This window comes from Pseudoalteromonas sp. R86517, from assembly GCF_042466295.1.
Lineage (GTDB): Bacteria > Pseudomonadota > Gammaproteobacteria > Enterobacterales > Alteromonadaceae > Pseudoalteromonas > Pseudoalteromonas atlantica.
In genome coordinates this window covers 1,735,579-1,754,651 of sequence record NZ_JAXHCB010000001.1, presented here as the reverse complement: position 1 = coordinate 1,754,651, position 19,073 = coordinate 1,735,579, and the positions used below count along the sequence as shown (strand labels likewise).

The window sequence follows — 19,073 nt, the reverse complement described above, 5'->3', positions numbered from 1 at the left end:
TCACTACTCTAAAGCGCAGCGTCTCTAAACCTCTTTGTGCAAATATTTTTAAAAATAGCTATTTAAAATCACGCCCTCGCTTAACAACTATTTTATTACTTAAAATCGCCAAACATAATATAGCCATAAACAACATTGAATTAGCGCCTGCTTGGAGCGAATAATCTACCGACGAATGCAACAGCATATCTACAATAGCGATAGCACAGCCAAAAGCCACGCCCTGAAATAACGCTGTTTTGCGTTTTCGCATGGTTTGAATACATAACCATAAGCAATATAAAATAAGCGCCCCTAAAGCTGATGTTACGGGAATGCCTAGCTCTACAGCAAATTGAATATAGTCGTTATGAGCATTATCGTAATAGCCAGAGTACGGCTCAGATTGATACGCAGGGAAAGCTGTATAAAACGTACCGCCACCTGAACCCAATAAAGGCTTGTCGAGTATTAACGGGATTGAATCACGAACTACTTCATCACGTGTTTCAGATTGAATACTGGTTTCGCTTATACGTTGCTTTACTTTTTCTACATCAAATATTGCACCAATAATGATCAAATCAATTATAAAAAAACTAATAATAAGTAACTTAAACGCTTTAGGTTTTTTATTGTAAACAAACAAAGCCAACAAGCTAACAGCCATCAGTGCTATAAAAAAGGCTGAATTACCCATTCGACTGCGCGTTAAAATTAGCGCAATAATTATAATAATTAACGATATACGCAAAATTATTTTTGAGCTTAATAGTATTTCTGTCCAGGCGCGCAAAGTTTGTTTAAATGTAAGGTCACTTGCATGATTACCTCGCTTTAATTCACTCACTAATACACCAATACCCAAACATAAGCATAGCGCTAAATAGTTAGCTAAAAAGTTAGAGTAAGTAAACGTACCTATGGCGCGTTGCGTGTGCCTATATCCAAAAATAGGGCTAAGCATGTCAGGCGAAAGATTTAGGTAAGTTGCATACAAAGCTTGGAAAACACCCGCTGCAATAATGGTATAAATAAGCTTTTTTATACGCTCACTATTATTGCAATAAATAAATATAAGCCAACAAAAGCAAACCATAAAGCTCGTTTTTAACAGCATTTGTTTTGTTTGAAAGGGGTCTAAACTCACAGTAAAAAATTGCAAAGTACACATAGCGCATACTAATAATAAAGCAGAAATAATGGGTAAAGAATAGCGAGGAGGGTACAACGTTTGGTTATTTACAGCGCTATTAACCAAGTGAAAAACAAAGGTTATACAAATTAAAATACCCATTGCCATAATGGCCCAGGGTCGGTAGCTACCTAAAGGAAGGGGCAGCAAAAAAACAATTGCACACAGCAAAAAAAATATAAAACGATTCACAGCTTTCTCAAAAAAACGAGCTAATAGTTAAACAATAGTGTTTAAAGTAAAAACGCAGCCATTAGGCTGCGTTTTTATTATAAAACTAATTATTATTTAGTTGCCAACTTCAGAAATACCAGCGTCACCACCGGTACCGCCAGCGCCTTGAGGAACGGTTGTTGTAGGCAAGGTTACAATTACAGGGCCAGCTGGTGCGGTAGGCTCTGTAGGACCAGCTGCTGTTGCTTCTGACGCAATAGTTGCATCAACTCCAGCTGTTATTGCAGCAAGCGTTACAGCATCGCTATCAACGCCTGCAGTAACTAAGGCCGCTAAAAAATCAGAAATAAAAGGGCTATCTGCACCAATTGCATCTACAACTACCGTCATCATAGAGTCAACTTGTGCGGGGGTACAGTCGTTACATACACCATTTATAGCAGTAACTAAGTCGGCTTTTAATTGTTCAGGCGCTGTTTCCGCAGTGGCATTATTTAAAACGTTAACTAAACTAGCCATGCCTTCAGTTTGAACTACCGCATCTGTGTCCGTTTGTGCATAAGCAGGTAAAACTGTAAGTGCTGATGCGCTAGCAAATAAGCTAGCTAAAATAAGTGATTTCATCTCTGATCCCTTGGTTGAATATCTAATTACAAAATTTTAGCGTATCGGTGCAAAAAGTAAACTCTTTATTTGCGCCATTATTACTAGTTTTTATGACTTTAGAAGGCGGCATAATTAAATTGCCTTGTACACCATCGCAGCCCAAGCTTTCAAGTACCTTTAATGTTTCAGGTTTTTCTATTAAACAGGCTAAAACTTTTATACCAAAGCCATGGCAAATATTATTAACTGTTTGAATAAAAAATTGGCTTTGGCTGTTATCTAATAAGTCTTGTATGTAGCTACCGTCTATTTTTACATACTCAATATCTAGCCCTTGTAAATACCTAAAGGAGGTAAGGCTAGTACCAAAATGTTCAATACACACATTAATGCCTATGTCTTTTATTATGTCTATATGTTGCGAGGCAATATGAACATTATAAAGCAAGCTAATCTCGTGTAGTTCAAATAACAAGTTAGTTTTTATAACAGGTTTGGTATGTGAGTAAAGCGTTAGCCATTCAATAAAATCAGTTGAATACAAAGACGCCTTACTCAAGTTAAGTGCAAATACATCGTTTGGGTGTTGCTCTTTTACATTTACAAAATTACGTATTATTTTTTTATCAAGCTCTTCGGTTAAGTTAAGTTTTTCAGCCATAGCAAATAAATGCCCATTATTAACTTTTTCTCCTTCAAAAATAAAATGAGCAAACACCTCAAAATAACATTGTTTATTTTGTGAGTTAGCACGCTTCACTGGTTGGACTGAAAAACTCACTTCGCCAGAGGCCAAAATAGACTGAATAAGCGAGCGCCACTGATTAACACTAAATAAAGTGTCTTTGTCTACCTTAGTGTTTGTATCACCAATTGTGCAGCCCGTATCTAACGCTGATAATACGCGCCCTACGGGCATTCCTTTTTGTACACTTACCAACGCAAAGTTAGCAAAGCCATTAACATGCAAACTATTTTTTTGCTGGCTAAATGCATCGGTAATTTCAAGGCGAGTTCTATTTAAAAAATCACTATCGTAGGGCGCAAGGGCAATAAAAGTACTGCCATTTAACCTAAACACTTTTGCATTAGTAAGCTCGCCAAACCTGGTTTTGAGTATGTTTGCCACTTCGTTTACGTGTTCATCACCGTCTTGATAACTTACCGTTTTATTAATATTTGCAAGCGAGGGCAGGGTAATCATCATTGCGGTAATAGGCGTCTCGTCACTTATAGAATCAACTACCGAGTTAAAATGGTTATCAAACGACTTTCGGTTACCTAAACCAGTTAAAGGGTCTATATATACTTCTTCGGTAAGGGCTTGTGTTTGCCTAGTAAGCGAGTCAAACGTACTTTGCAGGTTCATAACCATATTGTTAATGGCTTTAGTTACAGTGCGCAGCTCGCGCGCAACAGGTATTTCATCATTGAGTGTAAAGCGCTTACGTGTAACTAGGTGGGCTTGGCTTTCTACAGCTTTTAGTGGTTTAAAAACCGCACGTAGTATTAAAAATGCAACAGCCAGTGACGCTATTAATAACAAAAACGACCCATAAAAGCTGCGTTTAGTGTGTTCCCAAAGGGTTAGATACGATTGCCCAACATGGCTTGTTACTTCAAGCGTACCCGCCATGATCCAACCATTGTTTAGCTCAGATTGCCTAGTTGGCGCGTTTAGTTTAACTGCACTTATAAACCAATTAGGTACCGATTCAACACGCTTAGGGTTTACAAGTTCAAAAACCACTTCGTTCTGGGCATTAGTAAATTTTATTTGTTTATAATAACCTGAGTCAAAAATGGCCGTTGCCATTGTTTGAGCAATCATTATGCTGTCGTCTTCAAGGTAGGGTGAAATAGAAAGCCCTAAACTTGTAGCGGTGTCTTGGGCATGGCTGCCCATTTGCGTTTGTAAATACTGGCGAGTGGTATCTACATCGGTAAGAACCCGAACACAAAATGAAATTAATGAAATGACTATAATTAATCCATAAACTTGCGTTTTTAAGCTCAAGCCATTTTTAAAAAAAGACAACATAACTAATAGTTCCTTTAACGTTATTCTATATGGGAGCAAGCTCACCTTGTTCAATTCGCTCTAACATGGTGTTCCAAGCTGATACACCACGGCTGTTTTTTACTTTATTACCCAGGCCTTTCGATTTTGCTAACCACAAACCTTGGCCATTAAAACTATAAATAGGGGTTAAATCGCGGCGTTTGTTGGCGGGCAGTAGTTTAGTATTAAAGTTACCTAAAACATAAGGAATTTGATTTGGGTTCTCAATGTATATAAGCACCATATGAGGTTGATTAACTGTTTTTTGTCTCACATACATTAATCGTATTTTATCCTCAGGAACACCCAATGCCATTAAAGTAAAATACTTGGCAATTACGTAGTCTTCACAATCGCCCATGCCAATACCCAAACTTTCGAGCGGGGTCGCCCAATAGTCTTTTTGATGCCATAGGTCTTCGTCGGTTTTATACTTAATATGTTTATTAAAAAAATCATTAACTAAATGGATTTTTTGCCATTCACTTTTATCAGCAGACTCATCTATAAAATTTAACCAGTTTTTTATACGTGCATGGCCTTCGCTACCATATTGTTTTTGCGCACGGGCAATTATATCGCTGTTGCGTAAATACATAAGCATGTCTTGCGCGCATACAAAAAACGAAACCACTAATACTATACAAAGCCCTAAACGCACACACGTTCCTTTAAGTAAGTATTCCCTAATAATAAAACAAGCCTAGTATAGTATTGTTAGCATTAAAAAGGTAGATCATATAAAAGAATGAGGGGCACTAAAATAGTGCGCTGCAGGCTAACTTGGTGCAACATAAATTTAACAAAAAAACAATATTAAAGGACGCTTTTATTATTGAGTACATTGTTGTGGTGTGTATAATAATGACCTCACACGGTAGGTGAGGTACGCTAAATGGACTTAGGCTTTTGCTTGTTCTTTTTTGCGTGTTTTACAAAATAAACAAAAAGGACTTAAAGTGAAAGTTTTAAAAGCAGTGTTACCTGTTGCTGGCCTTGGTACGCGCATGTTGCCAGCCACAAAAGCCATTCCTAAAGAAATGCTACCTTTAGTAGACAAACCGCTTATTCAATATGTAGTTAACGAAGCCGTAGCCGCGGGTATTAAAGAAATAGTACTCGTTACTCACGCCTCTAAAAATTCAATAGAAAACCATTTTGATACCAGCTTTGAGCTAGAAGCCACCCTAGAAGCACGCGTTAAGCGTAGTCTCTTAGAGGAAGTACGCTCTATAGTACCAAAAGATGTTACTGTTATTTCTGTTCGCCAATCAGCACCACTTGGCTTAGGTCACGCGGTACTTGCTGCGCGCCCTATAGTAGGTAATAATCCGTTTACCGTAATGCTCCCCGACGTAATAATCGATAAATACAAGTCAAATCCAAAAGCCGACAACCTAAGCCAAATGATCGAGCGCTTTGATAAAACAGGCCACAACCAAGTAATGGTGGAGCCCGTACCACAAGAATTAGTACATCAATACGGTGTAGCCGATTTAGCGGGTAAAAAAATTAGCGCGGGCGAAAACGCGACCATTAAAAACATGGTCGAAAAACCAAATAACAATGAAGCACCGAGCAATTTAGCCATAACTGGTCGTTATGTTGTATCGCCCACTATCTGGGATTTGCTCGAATACACACCTCCAGGTGCGGGCGGCGAGATACAGCTTACCGATGCATTATTACAACTCCGCCACCTAGAAACACTCGAAGCTTATCACCTAAAAGGTAAATCTCACGATTGTGGCTCTAAACTAGGTTATATGCTCGCAAATGTAGAATACGCAATGCAGTCTACTCATATAGGCGAAGAGTTTAACAAGAAAGTAAAAGAGCTAGTTAATGATTGAAATGAAATATAAAAAAGCAAATTACAGCTTTTCGAATAGATGTTTTGACTGATGACGGAAAATTCTACGGGGCGTAAATTAAGTAATGCACTTTTGAACAGCTTAGCAGGAAGATACACTGTTTATGGAGTTCAGCTTTTATCCATGATGGTCCTTGCCAGGGTTTTTACTCCTGAAATTTTTGGGTTAGTTGCTGTTATTCAAGTTTTTGCTATTTTCTTTACTCTATTTAGTGAAATGGGGTTAGGGCCAGCTCTGATAAATGAAAAAAAAATTAGCCGAGATATGCGTGATAGCGTATTTACAATAACGTTGCTATTGGGGACGGGTATTTGCTCGATATTTATATTTTTATCACCTTACATATCAATATACTACGAAAATCCCATATACACTTTTATCAGTATACCTATAGGCATCAGTGTAATATTCAATTCTGCATTGATAGTACCTCTAGCATCATTACAAAAAGAAAGAAAGTTTATTGTAATAGCAAGATCGGAATCTTTAGCTGAGATTATCTCTTTAGGCTCTGTTTTTGTTTTTTTGAAGTTTTTAGAACCGATATGGTCACTAACACTAAAATATTTAGTTTCTTCTCTATTTAAATTCTCAATTCTTTGGTTTGAATCTAGAAAAACTGAAACTGGGTCTGCTAGATTAGGGTTTGCTTTTAGTAATATAAACCCATTGTTAGGCTTTTCTTTTTATCAGGCAGGGTTCAATTTTTTAAACTTCTTTTCAAGAAATCTCGATAATGTTTTAGTTGGTAAATATTTCGGTGCTGTTAGTCTAGGGATTTATGATAAAGCATATCAACTGATGCGATATCCCCTCATGCTGCTAACGTTTGCAATGACACCAGCAATTCAACCCGTTTTGACAGAGATTAAAAGTAATAAAATTGAATTTGAAAGATTGCACAATAAATTTGTCAAATATATCTCACTATTGGGGGTTGTTGGAGGAGTTTCTATATTTCTATTATCTGATTATATTGTCTTATTTTTACTAGGTGACCAGTGGGATGGGGTTGTACCTCTACTTGAAATACTCTCAATCACTATACCAATACAAGTAGTACTAAGTTCAAGTGGTGGTTTTTATCAAGCTGCGGGAAGGACTGATCTTCTATTTAAGTGTGGGCTTTTCTCCTCTTTAGTGAACGTATCTGCTATTTTCACTGGTATATTTCTTAATTCATTGGAGTCTCTAAGTTGGTGCTTAGTTGTTAGCTTCTCAATTAATTTTTTCCAATGTTACTATCTGATGGGGAGGAAGCTATTTCCAGGAGGGTATTTAAGTATAATTAAAAGTATGTATATATCAATAATTGGGACTGTTTTATTCTCAATTTATGTTGTTGCAAACTAATTAATAGGAATATTATGTTTAGTCTTATAAAAAAAATAAGAAAAGTTTTTACTATTATAAATGAGTTAGAAAGAACAATTAACACTCAATATAAAATTGGTAGATATACGGAAAAATCGCTAAACTCCAAACAATCTTTAGTTTCAGATAAGAGTGATTTTTTAGTTAGCTTTACTACGTACAGCAAAAGGATACACTCAGTTCACTTGATGATTGAATCGTTAGGGGAGCAAACTATTAAAGCAAATAAATTAATATTGTGGTTAGATGAGGATGAGTTTAACCCGAATAATATCCCTGAGGTTTTAAAGTTACAATCTAAAAGGGGCTTAGAGATAAAATACTGTAAAAACTATCGTTCATATAAGAAACTTATACCGACATTATTAGATAACACAAGCACAAATATAGTAACTGTTGATGATGATATACTTTATCCGTCCGATATGCTTGAACTTTTAGTTAAAGAATCAAAAGATTACCCAAATCTAGTTATAGCTCATAGAGTACATAAAATTAAATCCAATAATTCAGAGATAATGAGCTATCTTGATTGGGAGCACGACTTTCAAAGCTCTGAGCCTTCAGAAAAAATTTTCCCTGTTGGTGTTGGTGGAGTGTTTTATCCCAAAGGTTGCTTTGATAATGAATGCCTAAATGTAAGTGCATTTATGAAATTAGCCCCAGATGCAGATGATGTATGGTTTAAAATTATGAGTCATAGAAATGGGTTCAAAAGCAAAAAAGTTCATGACACAAGAGCTTTCTGGGAGCGTTTTTTAGTGATTCCGGATGGGCAAGACATAGCGCTATGTGTTGAAAATGTCGACAATGGCGGTAACGATAAGCAAATAAAGAATGTTTTAAAGGAGTATGAAATTAGATTTATGGGAGATAGTTTTGATTAGTGTGATTGTTCCATGTACTGATAGAGTTATGGGTCTAGAAAAGTGTCTTAAAAGTATACTAAATCAAAATGTTAGCTGTGATTTTGAGATCTTATTAATTGAAAATAACTCCTTTGATAGAGAAGTAGTAAAAGATTTAATAAAATCTCTTCATTCTAATATGATCAAACATCATTATTTAGATAAATGTGAGAACGCTAATGTAGCTCGTAATTACGGTGCTTATAAAAGCTGTGGTAAATATATTGCTTATCTGGATGCTGATGATTGGTGGGCCGAAGACCATCTAGATACATGCTTAAATGCATGTAAGAAAGGTGCTAAGGCTGTTTATAGTGGCTTTGTATTGGATAATGGTGAAAGACAAGTAGAAAAATATTCAAGAGCAATAAAAGATGAGACAGCGTATCACTTCTTATTTAATGACAATAAAGCTGTTGCGCAAACATCATCATTTTTTCTTTCAAAAGATATTTTTAATAGTTGTAAATGGGATGAAAAATTAAACAGAAGCCAAGATTATGATTTTTTTATAGAAGTTCAAAAAAAAATAGGTTGGTCGTATAAACCTAAATTAACGGTATATGTTTATTGGGAAATAGGGGCTAAAAGGTCTTTATGTGGTGAAGCTTTTGAGACTTTTTATAATAAACATTCACCATTTATGACTAATAAAGAAATTTCAGAGTATTTATGTGAAATTGTTAAAGCATATGCCCTAGTTTCTAAAGAAGAATATCATAAATTTTCTCGTTTTATAGATCGTTACCGTAATTACCTCGATAGAAAAAACAGTATAATAATTAGCAATTATTATATAACACTAATTTTTTATAAACTAAAAGTTATTTTTAAACTTTGAGAAGATGACAATGCAGGCTATTTCTTTCAAGACTGAAGAGACAAGTTTTAAAGTTACACTAGATGGTTTATTTAAAATATACTTTCTATCTTGTATGTATACGCCATTTTTAGCAGGTTTAATACCCTTACCAGGTTTGAACTTGTTGGACGATCTTATTTTCTTCTCGATTTTACCATTTTGTATTTACAGTATTAAATCTGGCCAAAATAAAATAGACCTTTTGGTCTTAACATTGCCTGTTTATATCTTATTTTCATGCATATTAAGTGTTTTTAATGGCGAAGATTTGACAGTTATATTACTTTCCTTGAAAAATATTAAAAACTTATTTTTATTTTTCATCTTAATCTCTCTTCGAGATGATAATACTGAATTTATAAAAAGACACATATTGTTTTTTTTATTTGCATCGATTCCTGTTGCTGTTTTCCAATTTTTTACTGTCACACACCAAGATGATATTACTGGTTTATTTGGCCCAAAAAGCACAAGTCTGTACAGTTTTCTTGTGATTGTATTTGTAGCTACGTATGCAACTTATTATGGTTTAAACAAGGTGAAGTGGCTATGGTTGTTATTTATTCCGGTATTTTTGAATGAAACTAAGATAACCTTTATATTATTTCCAGCGATACTGCTGACATTACTCTTAATTTCTAAAAAAATTAAAATAAAGCATTTCTTTATTTTATTAATAATAGGAAGTATTTTTTTTAATTTACTTAATGAGATCTACTTGAACTTATATGGATATGCATTTTCGGAGATATTTAACTATGACTATTTAGAGACTTACTTATTTGAATATACCGATTTACACAACGATATACCTCGATTCTATAGGTTGTTTGTTGCTTATACCTATTTAGATAACTCAAGTCTATTTGACTTTTATTTTGGTTATGGACTTGGTTCCGAATATGTGGGAGGGAATGGCGAAACGTTAGGTATAGTTGCAAAAGATTTTGAGTACACCTTATTAAATCAAGGAACTCGTATCCAATTGTTTCAGATGCTTTTGGATTATGGCGTTCTGGGTAGCATCATTTTCTGTTGCTGTCTTCTTTTATTTTTAGTGAAGATAAGTATAAAAAAAATCACCTTTGACAATTTGTTTACGGTGGCTATGTTGCTGGTAATGCTATTTTCTTTGGTATATCAAAATATGTTTTTTACTAAGCAATTATCATTTGTACTTTTCTATTTTGTTTACATGTCTATGATGAAAAAAATTCAATTTAAATAGGTGTTATATGAAGGTATTAGTCGTTTCAAATATGTACCCGGGTAGGAATAAGGATTTCAAATATGCTGGTATATTTGTAAAAGAACAAGTAGATGCATTAAATGGCGAGAAAGATATAGAGTGTGATCTATTTATAATTGATGGTTATAAATCAAAACTACATTACTTATTCGGAACTTTAAAACTTTATATCCATTTATTGTTTAATAGATACGATATAATACATGCTCATTATGGTTTAAGCGCAATGTTTGTATTGTTTAATCCATTTAAAAGAAAGTGGAATAATGTAGTTCTCACTTTGCATGGCGGAGATATACTTTCTGCACAAGGAAAAAAAATACAAGTAATGCTCACAAAAATGATTTTACCTAAAGTAGGTGCGGTACTAACTTTGAATGAGGAAATGAACCGTGTAGTAAAAAATTATAGAAAAGATTATGTAATATGCCCTTGTGGAGTCGATGCCAGTTTTTTTTGTAAAGAAGATAATTCAGAGCGCATTAATACAGTGGTTTTTCCTGGACGAAAGGATCGCAAAGTCAAAAACTATCCATTGTTTGAAGAAATAATCCAGTGTTATGAAGATAAATATGAACCGCTCAGTATAATTGTACTTGATGGCTATAAACGTGATGAGGTAAAGAAAATATTAATAGAGTCAAGTGTGATGCTTATGACTTCAATTAGTGAAGGATCACCTCAGGCTATAAAAGAAGCAATGAGTTGTGATATGGCTATTTTAAGCACTAATGTTGGGGATGTTTCAGTCTTGCTAGAAGGAGTTAGTGGGGCAGATATATTCGAGAAAGGTGAATGTCCTAAACTAATTGCCGATAAACTTAACAAGGTAATTATTGCAGCAAAGAAACACTCAGGTGAAAGAAGAAAAAAATTAAAGATGCTCGGTTTAGACAACAGACAAATTGTAAAAAGGTTGAAATTAATCTACGAGAAGGCCGTTAATAATGAAAAATAAGTTGGCATTAACTTTTTACTATTCATTTATTTATCACTTACCTAACACCAAGTTTTTACCTGTTTTTAACAGGTTCAGGGTATGGTATTTATCAAAAATTTTAAAAGTCTTAGAACCTCATCCAGAGACTATTTTTGAAAATGGCGTGTATATCTCTAATGGAAAGAGTATATCAATTGGTAGGCACTGCCATATAAATGAAAGAGTTTTTATTCAAGGTGCAAAAATCGGGAACTTTGTAATGATAGCGCCAGATGTGTCAATTTTAAACAATAGTCATATGTACGCTGATACAAAGATTCCAATGATAAAACAAAAATTAATTAAAGATAGTAACCCTATTATTGAGGATGATGTTTGGATTGGACGTAACGTAGTAATTCTTCACGGCATAACTATAGGAAAAGGCTCTATAATTGGTGCAGGTTCTGTAGTTACAAAAAATGTTGAGCCTTTTTCTATCATGGGTGGGGTCCCAGCAAAAAAAATTAAGTCTAGATTACCTATAGGTGAAATATGATTTCAGGTATTAGTAACCTTCATTTGCTTTCAAAAAATGAAATAGATGAATTCATAGACTCATTAATAGAAGTGAAAGTTCCGACATCTCTGGGGTTTATTAACCAACACGCTTATAATTTGATCCTAAGTGATAGCCTTAATAAAGATAGTTTTTCTGATTTAGATTATATGCTTAGAGATGGTAAAGGTATAGAGCTAGCTTGTAAATATTGTAAATTAGATCCTGGGTTAAACCTGAATGGTACTGATTTTATTCCTTTACTAATTTCTAGGATAGAAACAAGGAAAATACCGTGTAGTAATATAGTCTATGGCACTTCATCTCCCTGGTTAGAGTCAGGTGCTGCTAAGTTAATAAGGGGCGAGAAGCTATTAGTATTAAATGGGTTCGAATCTACAGATAAATACATAGAACATTATATTGAACATGAAAATCATGAATTATTAAATATTGTCATTTTAGCCATGGGAATGCCGAAGCAAGAACATCTAGCTAAAAAGATTAAAGCGGTCGCTTCCTCTCGAGTTTTAATTATTTGCGGGGGGGCGATAATAGATTTCAAAGCAGAGCGATTTAAGCGAGCTCCTTTGATTTTTAGAAAAATGGGAATAGAGTGGTTTTATAGATTAGTTGTTGAACCGAGGAGATTGTTTCGTCGCTATGTAATAGGTATTCCAATCTTTTTTTATAATGTTATGAGATTTAAACTCCCATCGTTGAAGAATAAACAATTCGTATGTAATAAACTAAACAAGGAAGAATAGTTTGCTGAACTCGCTGAATTACTTTAGGGCTATAGCGATTACTATAATTGTTGCTGGCCACTTTTATCCTGTTTTAGGTATAAATCATGAAAGCTTTCTTAATAGGACTATGATAAATCTAATTACAGGTGGAACAGCTCTATTTGTTTTTATATCTGGTTTCTTATTTCACCATGTGTTCATAAAAACTTATAAATTTGATTTTTTTATTATAAAAAAAATAAAAAAAATTTTTATCCCATACTTTATATTAGGTATTCTTCCTGTTTTTTACCTTGTCTGGACAGGAGCGAATTATTATGGAGACTATTTTTTAGCTGATGGTGAAGGTGTTCTCACCAGTTTTATTTTTCCGGTATCAAAATATTATCTTACAGGACGGTTTTTAACTGCTTATTGGTATATTCCATTTATTATATTAGTATTTTTGATGTCACCAGCTCACGTTAAGTACGCTAAATTAAATCTGTCTTTGCAGATTTTAATTATTGTTATCTTGTCTTTTGTTTCTATACTTATACATCGCCCCACCGGAAATTTATTACCTTTCCAGAATTTGATATACTTCACTCCAATATATCTAATAGGAATAACCGTATCAATACATAAGGATTATATTTATAAAAAGTTACAAGGTAAAGAATTCTATTTACTCGCTATTACTATTAGTTTGGCAGTTATTCAGGCGTCACTTGGCTATACAGGTAGTTACCATAAGTCAATGCTGACTTATGCAGGTATTGATATAATGTTTTTTCAAAAAATAGTAATGTGTTTCTTTTTTCTTATTTGGCTAAAAAAATATGAAAACGTAGAAGTGAGAACTCTTAATTTGTTAGCATCAACTAGTTTTGCTATCTTTTTTATACACCCTATAATAATTTCAATAGTTTATAAGTCTCAAGTTTCCTTTTCAGGGTCTGATTCTTTCCTATTTCTAGTTTTAATAACCCTATTGGTGCTTTTTTTCTGTGTGGTTTTTGCATTGATATTAAGGTATTTAATCCCTAAACATAGCCGTTATATTATTGGGTACTAATTCAGTCTCGTAATAAGCAATTATATACAATATAACACTATATTCGCCTTAGAAAGTTTATTGAATACTTTTATTTGCTGTTGTATTATTAGTGTTAGCTTTATGGACTAAATCCAACTTTAGGATACCTATTAGGGATATGATAGTATGACATCTTCAAGGACGTTTAAGCCAACAGGCTCGTCAGATGCGAATTTTTATCGGCTATTCGATATTTTTGCATTATTTTTAGCCTTTCAATGCTCTGCAGTTTTTTATAGTTTTGAACTCTCACCCACATACATGGTAGCTGCCTTAACCGTTGCGTTAAGTTATTTGTATTGTGCTGAAATATTTTCGGCTTATCGGTCTTGGCGTGCTGGTAAATTTAGAACGATGGTTTTATGTGCTTGGGGATCTTTGTTTGTAGCCTTTGCAGTTTTATTTTGTGTGTCGTTTGTTTTTAAGTTTACAGAAGAGCTTTCGCGTATTGGTTTGGGTTTATGGTTTTTATTGAGTTTTGCTTTCATGTATGGCTGGCGATTAGGTGCACATATGTTTAAGCGCAACAAGCGCAAGCTTGGTATGAACTTACGTAATGTAGCCATTGTTGGTGCAACAGAGTCGGCCGTACATTTGTATAATGAAATTACTAAAAATGATGAGCTAGGCTTCAACTTTTTAGGTTTTTATGACGACCGACAGCCAGAGCGTTTGTTTGAAAATTCAACCAAGCATGATGTTGCAGGCAAAATTCAGGATGCAGTAGATGCTGCGCGAAATGGTCGTATAAGTGTTTTATATATTGCCCTACCTATGAAAGCAGATAAACGTATAGCGGATATATTACTGCAGTTAGGTGACACCACGGTTGATGTACATATTATTCCTGACTTTTTAGTATCTAACCTAATACACGCACGAATAGAGCACGTTGGTGAGCTTGATACACTAAGCGTTTTTGAATCCCCCTTTATTGGTGCGCGTGAATTTATTAAACGTACCGAGGATGTAATAGTTGCTAGTATCATTTTACTGTTGATCTCGCCTATTTTAATGGCCATTGCATTTGCTGTTAAATTTACCTCTAAAGGGCCTGTTATTTTTAAACAAGACAGGTATGGCCTTGATGGGCGCAAGATTAAGGTATGGAAGTTTCGCTCAATGAGCGTTACCGAAAATAGCAATGTAGTTACACAAGCCAAAAAGAATGATGCGCGTATTACTCCCCTTGGTGGCTTTTTACGCCGCACCAGCCTTGATGAATTACCACAGTTTATAAATGTTTTAAAAGGCGATATGTCGATAGTAGGGCCAAGGCCGCACGCTGTTGCACATAATGAGGAATACCGCAAAAAAGTAGAGTTTTATATGTTACGCCATAAAGCTAAACCAGGTATTACTGGTTGGGCACAAATTAATGGCTGGCGCGGCGAAACCGACACCTTAGACAAAATGGCAAAACGTGTTGAATTTGACTTACATTATATTAAACATTGGTCGCTGTGGTTTGATGTTAAAATTATTTTTATGACAATTTTTAAGGGATTTAAAAATGCAAATGCATACTAAAAAACTTGTACCACTTAGCGCTTTTTTGAGCGCTATGATAGCTGCGCCTGCTGCTGCTAATTTAAAACCGGGTAGCGTTATGACTAAAGATGGAGCAGAGATCACGCCCACTCTTGAAACCGGTTTCAGTAGTAACAATAACTTTTTTAGCACCCCGAACGATGAAGAGTCGCGCTTAATTTGGACCATAACCCCAAATGTTAAAGCGGTAATTGAGGATGGCCCAGATAGCTATAACTTAGACTTAGGCACTAGCAGCTCGTTACACAATAAAGATACTGACGACAACTTTACCCAAGTAAATATAGGTGCGGGTGTTCATAAAGAATTTACCAGCCAACATAGGTTAGATATTAACGGCGATGCCGATTGGCTATATGAACCTCGTGGTAGTGGTTTAACCGAAGGCTTAGGTGATGTTGTTAATGAACTTGTAAAGTACCAACAACAAAATGTTTTAGCACGTTATGAGTACGGTGCGCAAAGCTCAAAAGCGCAGGTGGCGTTAAGTGCCGGTTTTTTTAGTAAAAAGTATCAAAATTTTAGAGAGGTATCGCAGTACCGTGACTACGATAAGTCGCTATTAGGTGTTACCGGTTATTACAATACCCAAGCCGTAACACGCACCTTTTTAGAAGTGAAGCAAGAAAACTACCGTTATGATGTTTTAGCCAGTAGTGGTATCTCGCGTGACAGCGACGATATAAAAGTACGTGCTGGTATGGAGTGGGAGGCAACTGCTGTTACTTCTGGCTCGTTTAAAGTGGGTTACCAGAATAAAGATTTTGACTCATCTGAGCGCGAAAATTTTAGTGGCTTAAGTTGGGAGGCCGCCATTAATTGGCAGCCACTTACTTACTCTACCGTGCAGTTTATGACTAGTCGCGCAGCAAAAGACCCATTAGTACAAGGCGATTACATTAAAGAAAGTGTTTACGGTGTAAATTGGACACATAGTTGGAGCGAGTATTTAAGCTCGCTTGCAAGCGTTAATTATATTGACGAGCAATATACTGGCGACGTTGGCCGTAAAGATAAAACTAAAAACTTACGTTTAGGTTTAAATTATGTAGCTAGCAATTTTGGCATGGTTTCTACCTATGTAGATTTTATGGATAAAAACTCTACACAAAATCCTATAGAGTTTGAGCGTGTACTTGTTGGTATTAACTTTACTTTTGTGTTAAAGGCTAATTAATGAAGAGTTTTTTTAACTTGATGCTGCTTGTATTTAGCAGCATTTGTTTTGCTCAATCTGCGCAAAATTATGTATTAGGCGCAGGTGACAAGGTTGAAATTAAAGTGTTTGGTCAACCCGATTTAGAGGTTACCGCTCTATTAGGTAACAGTGGTGAAGTTAATTACCCATTTTTAGGTAAAGTTAAACTTGCAGGTTTAAACACCTCAGAGGTTGAGCAAGTTATTACCGAGGGCTTAAAGCCCGATTACCTAGTAAACCCCAATGTGTATGTACAAGTTGTGGAATACCGCCCTTTTTACATACATGGGGAGGTTGAAAACCCAGGCGCTTACCCGTACCAACCAGCCATGACCGTTAACCAAGCAATAGCCCTTGCTGGCGGGTTAACCGAGCGAGCATCTACCGATAAAATTTATATTTTTAAAGAGCAGACAAAGCAGCAGCAACAAAAAGGTAGTTTAAATAGTCAAATTGCAGCGGGCGATACTATAAAAATTGAACAACGCTTGTTTTAAGCAGTTTACAAGGCAGTATTTAAATGAACCCAATAAATGAAAGTATTAGCAATAAAGAAGAAGTTATTGATTTAGTTTTTTACTTCAATATAGTTAGAAGTGTAAAGTGGCAAATTTTAGGTTTCTCCACAATAGTTACGTTACTTACTATTATGGTTACACTCACAATAATACCCAAGTACGTTGCAACTTCAACATTACTTATTGAAGCAGAGCAGGCGAAAGCGGTTAGTTTCCAAGAGATCTATGGCTTAGATTCCAATAAGAAGGAATACTATCAAACTCAGTTTGAAGTTATTAAGTCTGACAGTATTGCTCGCGAAGTGATTTCAAAACTTGACTTAAAAAACCATAAAGATTTTATTGCTAAACCCTCGGCTATTAGTGAAGTAAAGGAGGCTATAAAATCATACTTGCCTTTTTTAAATAAAAAAGAAGCGACTGAACATTCTGCTGAAGAGCAAGCTGAGCGTGAAATGTTAGGTTTACTAGCTGCGTTTAAATCTCGCCTTTCTGTTTCGCCTATCCGCAAAACTCAATTAGTACGTGTAAGTTTTGAGTCGAGCGACCCTAAGTTAGCGGCACTTGTTGCGAATACGGTGGGTGAAGTTTATATAGAAAGCCAAATGCGAGCCAAGATGGGCGTGACTCAAGAAGCCTCTAACTGGCTAAATTCAAGATTATCAAAATTACGTTCTCAGTTAGATGAGTCTGAGCTCAGGTTGCAAAACTTTAGAGAAGATCAGCAACTTGTTGATATTGAAGGTATCGCAGGGCTTGCAACACAAGAGCTTGAGCAAATATCGCAACAATTAGTGATAGCTCGCAATGAAAAAAATAACCTTGAAAGCATTAATCGTGTAATTAGTGAATATGGTAATAATAATTTAGAGCTACTAGGCAGCATGCCTGAAATAACATCGCATCAAGTGGTACAAAATGTTAAGAGGGAAGTTGTTATAGTTGAGCGTAAATTAAGTGATTTAAGCGAGGTATATGGCCCTAAACACCCTAAAATAATTTCTGCTAAGGCTGAACTTGCTACTGTAAGAAATAACTTAAATAAGCAAATTAAGGGCCTTGTTACCGGCATTGAAAAAGAGCTAAACCGCGTAACACGTACTGTTAGTGCGCTTGAGCGCGATTTAGTTAAAATACGCGCTGAATACCAGGACATTACCCGCAAGGAAACCAAATATAATCAACTAAAACGCGAAGTTGAAACTAACCGAAATATTTTTAATACGTTTTTATCTCGCTCAAAAGAAACCGAGGTAACAAGCGATTTTAGTTCGGCTGCTGCACGATTTACCGACCGTGCCTACCCACCTAAAGACCCAGCTAAGCCAAATAAAAAACTTATTGTGGTTTTGGCTTTTGTTGCAAGTTTTGGTTTTGCAGTTGTAATGAGTTTTATATTTGATGCCTTAAACGATACCGTTAAAACTAAAAACGATGTTGAGGGTAAACTCGCTCAGCGCATGCTAGGTTTATTACCTAATGTACCAATACCTAAAAAGAGCGTATTTCCTATACATGCTTACCTTGACGATAACTACAGGCGTTTTGCAGAGTCTGTTCGTACATTCCGTACTAGTTTGTTATTAACGCAATTAGAGCGCAATCATAAAGTTATTGCAGTTACATCCAGCTCTCCAGGTGAAGGTAAAACAACTACGTCAGCTAATTTAGCTATGTCGCTTGCGCAAATGGGTAAGGTATTACTAATTGATGCCGATTTACGTAAACCAAGCATAGCAAAGCGATTTGATATACCGGTATTTCACCCAGGGCTAAGTAATTTAATTATAGGTACCGAGCAGTTTAGTGAATGTGTGCATGTTGATGGGCAGTCGGGTGTTGCTATTATGCCTAGTGGGCAAATTCCTGGTAATCCGTTGGAGCTTTTATCAAGCTCGCGCTTTAACGAAGTGCTCGATGTTTTAAAAACGAAGTACGATCATATAATTATTGATACACCGCCTACTCAAGCTGTGAGTGATGCACTTGTTATTTCACAAAGTGCTGATTCGGTAATTTATGTGGTTAAATCGGACGTTACCCGCATTAATCCTATAAAAGCAGGTATAGAGCGACTATTTGAATCTAAAGCACATGTTGCGGGTATTGTACTTAATAAAGTTGATATGAGTAAAAGTAAGGATGAACACAGCCATGGTTATTATGATTATTACGATTACTCACAAAAACCTGAGCAACCTACCTCTTAGTTGTGAAT

General features: G+C 35.4%; 17 protein-coding genes. 13 read left to right on the top strand and 4 right to left on the bottom strand.

What is annotated here, in order from left to right; genetic code table 11:
* Window positions 1-58: 58 nt before the first annotated feature.
* From SJY38_RS07840 to SJY38_RS07825, 4 genes are all read right to left on the bottom strand, one after another.
* Window positions 59-1,366, bottom strand: a complete 1,308-nt coding sequence (locus tag SJY38_RS07840; RefSeq protein WP_377109561.1) for an O-antigen ligase family protein — start codon at window positions 1,364-1,366, stop codon at window positions 59-61.
* A gap of 96 nt (window positions 1,367-1,462) precedes the next feature.
* On the bottom strand, window positions 1,463-1,972 hold the full coding sequence (locus tag SJY38_RS07835) for a hypothetical protein (RefSeq protein WP_377109560.1): 510 nt from the start codon (window positions 1,970-1,972) through the stop codon (window positions 1,463-1,465).
* A 22-nt stretch (window positions 1,973-1,994) separates the two neighbouring features.
* On the bottom strand, window positions 1,995-3,995 hold the full coding sequence (locus tag SJY38_RS07830; RefSeq protein ID WP_377109558.1) for an EAL domain-containing protein: 2,001 nt from the start codon (window positions 3,993-3,995) through the stop codon (window positions 1,995-1,997).
* 25 nt (window positions 3,996-4,020) lie between these two features.
* A complete protein-coding gene (locus SJY38_RS07825; RefSeq protein ID WP_377109557.1) occupies window positions 4,021-4,677 on the bottom strand; it encodes a transglutaminase-like cysteine peptidase in 657 nt (218 codons plus the stop codon).
* A gap of 298 nt (window positions 4,678-4,975) precedes the next feature.
* Between SJY38_RS07825 and galU the strand changes: the two genes are divergently transcribed.
* From galU to SJY38_RS07760, 13 genes are all read left to right on the top strand, one after another.
* Window positions 4,976-5,869, top strand: coding sequence for a UTP--glucose-1-phosphate uridylyltransferase GalU (gene galU, locus SJY38_RS07820; RefSeq protein ID WP_377109556.1), 894 nt, complete (start codon window positions 4,976-4,978; stop codon window positions 5,867-5,869).
* 51 nt (window positions 5,870-5,920) lie between these two features.
* Window positions 5,921-7,243 carry a lipopolysaccharide biosynthesis protein gene (locus tag SJY38_RS07815; protein ID WP_377109555.1) on the top strand — a complete coding sequence of 441 codons (1,323 nt, stop codon included), beginning with the start codon at window positions 5,921-5,923 and terminating at the stop codon, window positions 7,241-7,243.
* 14 nt (window positions 7,244-7,257) lie between these two features.
* On the top strand, window positions 7,258-8,151 hold the full coding sequence (locus SJY38_RS07810; RefSeq protein WP_377109554.1) for a glycosyl transferase: 894 nt from the start codon (window positions 7,258-7,260) through the stop codon (window positions 8,149-8,151).
* Window positions 8,117-9,013: a glycosyltransferase family 2 protein gene (locus SJY38_RS07805; protein WP_377109552.1), complete on the top strand. Its 897-nt coding sequence runs from the start codon at window positions 8,117-8,119 to the stop codon at window positions 9,011-9,013. Before SJY38_RS07810 ends, SJY38_RS07805 begins: the two co-directional genes overlap by 35 nt.
* 10 nt (window positions 9,014-9,023) lie before the next feature.
* Entirely contained in the window at window positions 9,024-10,262 is a 1,239-nt protein-coding gene (locus tag SJY38_RS07800; protein WP_377109551.1) for an O-antigen polymerase, read from the top strand.
* A gap of 7 nt (window positions 10,263-10,269) precedes the next feature.
* Window positions 10,270-11,241: a glycosyltransferase gene (locus tag SJY38_RS07795; RefSeq protein ID WP_377109550.1), complete on the top strand. Its 972-nt coding sequence runs from the start codon at window positions 10,270-10,272 to the stop codon at window positions 11,239-11,241.
* Window positions 11,231-11,761: an acyltransferase gene (locus tag SJY38_RS07790; protein ID WP_377109549.1), complete on the top strand. Its 531-nt coding sequence runs from the start codon at window positions 11,231-11,233 to the stop codon at window positions 11,759-11,761. The genes SJY38_RS07795 and SJY38_RS07790 overlap by 11 nt, the downstream gene beginning before the upstream one ends.
* Window positions 11,758-12,528 carry a WecB/TagA/CpsF family glycosyltransferase gene (locus SJY38_RS07785; RefSeq protein ID WP_377109548.1) on the top strand — a complete coding sequence of 257 codons (771 nt, stop codon included), beginning with the start codon at window positions 11,758-11,760 and terminating at the stop codon, window positions 12,526-12,528. Before SJY38_RS07790 ends, SJY38_RS07785 begins: the two co-directional genes overlap by 4 nt.
* Window position 12,529: 1 nt before the next feature.
* Window positions 12,530-13,567 carry an acyltransferase gene (locus SJY38_RS07780; protein WP_377109547.1) on the top strand — a complete coding sequence of 346 codons (1,038 nt, stop codon included), beginning with the start codon at window positions 12,530-12,532 and terminating at the stop codon, window positions 13,565-13,567.
* A 147-nt stretch (window positions 13,568-13,714) separates the two neighbouring features.
* A complete protein-coding gene (locus SJY38_RS07775) occupies window positions 13,715-15,118 on the top strand; it encodes an undecaprenyl-phosphate glucose phosphotransferase (RefSeq protein WP_377109546.1) in 1,404 nt (467 codons plus the stop codon).
* Complete coding sequence (locus tag SJY38_RS07770; protein WP_377109545.1) at window positions 15,102-16,316, top strand: outer membrane beta-barrel protein; 1,215 nt, start codon at window positions 15,102-15,104, stop codon at window positions 16,314-16,316. Before SJY38_RS07775 ends, SJY38_RS07770 begins: the two co-directional genes overlap by 17 nt.
* Entirely contained in the window at window positions 16,316-16,834 is a 519-nt protein-coding gene (locus SJY38_RS07765; protein WP_377109544.1) for a polysaccharide biosynthesis/export family protein, read from the top strand. The genes SJY38_RS07770 and SJY38_RS07765 overlap by 1 nt, the downstream gene beginning before the upstream one ends.
* A 23-nt stretch (window positions 16,835-16,857) precedes the next feature.
* Window positions 16,858-19,065: a GumC family protein gene (locus SJY38_RS07760; RefSeq protein ID WP_377109542.1), complete on the top strand. Its 2,208-nt coding sequence runs from the start codon at window positions 16,858-16,860 to the stop codon at window positions 19,063-19,065.
* Window positions 19,066-19,073: the final 8 nt, after the last annotated feature.

Coding starts and splice junctions, on each gene's coding strand:
- SJY38_RS07835 (WP_377109560.1), bottom strand. CDS start 1,972: ATGAAATCACTTATTTTAGCTAGCTTATTTGCTAGCGCATCAGCACTT.
- SJY38_RS07830 (WP_377109558.1), bottom strand. CDS start 3,995: ATGTTGTCTTTTTTTAAAAATGGCTTGAGCTTAAAAACGCAAGTTTAT.
- SJY38_RS07815 (WP_377109555.1), top strand. CDS start 5,921: ATGACGGAAAATTCTACGGGGCGTAAATTAAGTAATGCACTTTTGAAC.
- SJY38_RS07810 (WP_377109554.1), top strand. CDS start 7,258: ATGTTTAGTCTTATAAAAAAAATAAGAAAAGTTTTTACTATTATAAAT.
- SJY38_RS07805 (WP_377109552.1), top strand. CDS start 8,117: ATGAAATTAGATTTATGGGAGATAGTTTTGATTAGTGTGATTGTTCCA.
- SJY38_RS07800 (WP_377109551.1), top strand. CDS start 9,024: ATGCAGGCTATTTCTTTCAAGACTGAAGAGACAAGTTTTAAAGTTACA.
- SJY38_RS07795 (WP_377109550.1), top strand. CDS start 10,270: ATGAAGGTATTAGTCGTTTCAAATATGTACCCGGGTAGGAATAAGGAT.
- SJY38_RS07790 (WP_377109549.1), top strand. CDS start 11,231: ATGAAAAATAAGTTGGCATTAACTTTTTACTATTCATTTATTTATCAC.
- SJY38_RS07785 (WP_377109548.1), top strand. CDS start 11,758: ATGATTTCAGGTATTAGTAACCTTCATTTGCTTTCAAAAAATGAAATA.
- SJY38_RS07775 (WP_377109546.1), top strand. CDS start 13,715: ATGACATCTTCAAGGACGTTTAAGCCAACAGGCTCGTCAGATGCGAAT.
- SJY38_RS07770 (WP_377109545.1), top strand. CDS start 15,102: ATGCAAATGCATACTAAAAAACTTGTACCACTTAGCGCTTTTTTGAGC.
- SJY38_RS07765 (WP_377109544.1), top strand. CDS start 16,316: ATGAAGAGTTTTTTTAACTTGATGCTGCTTGTATTTAGCAGCATTTGT.
- SJY38_RS07760 (WP_377109542.1), top strand. CDS start 16,858: ATGAACCCAATAAATGAAAGTATTAGCAATAAAGAAGAAGTTATTGAT.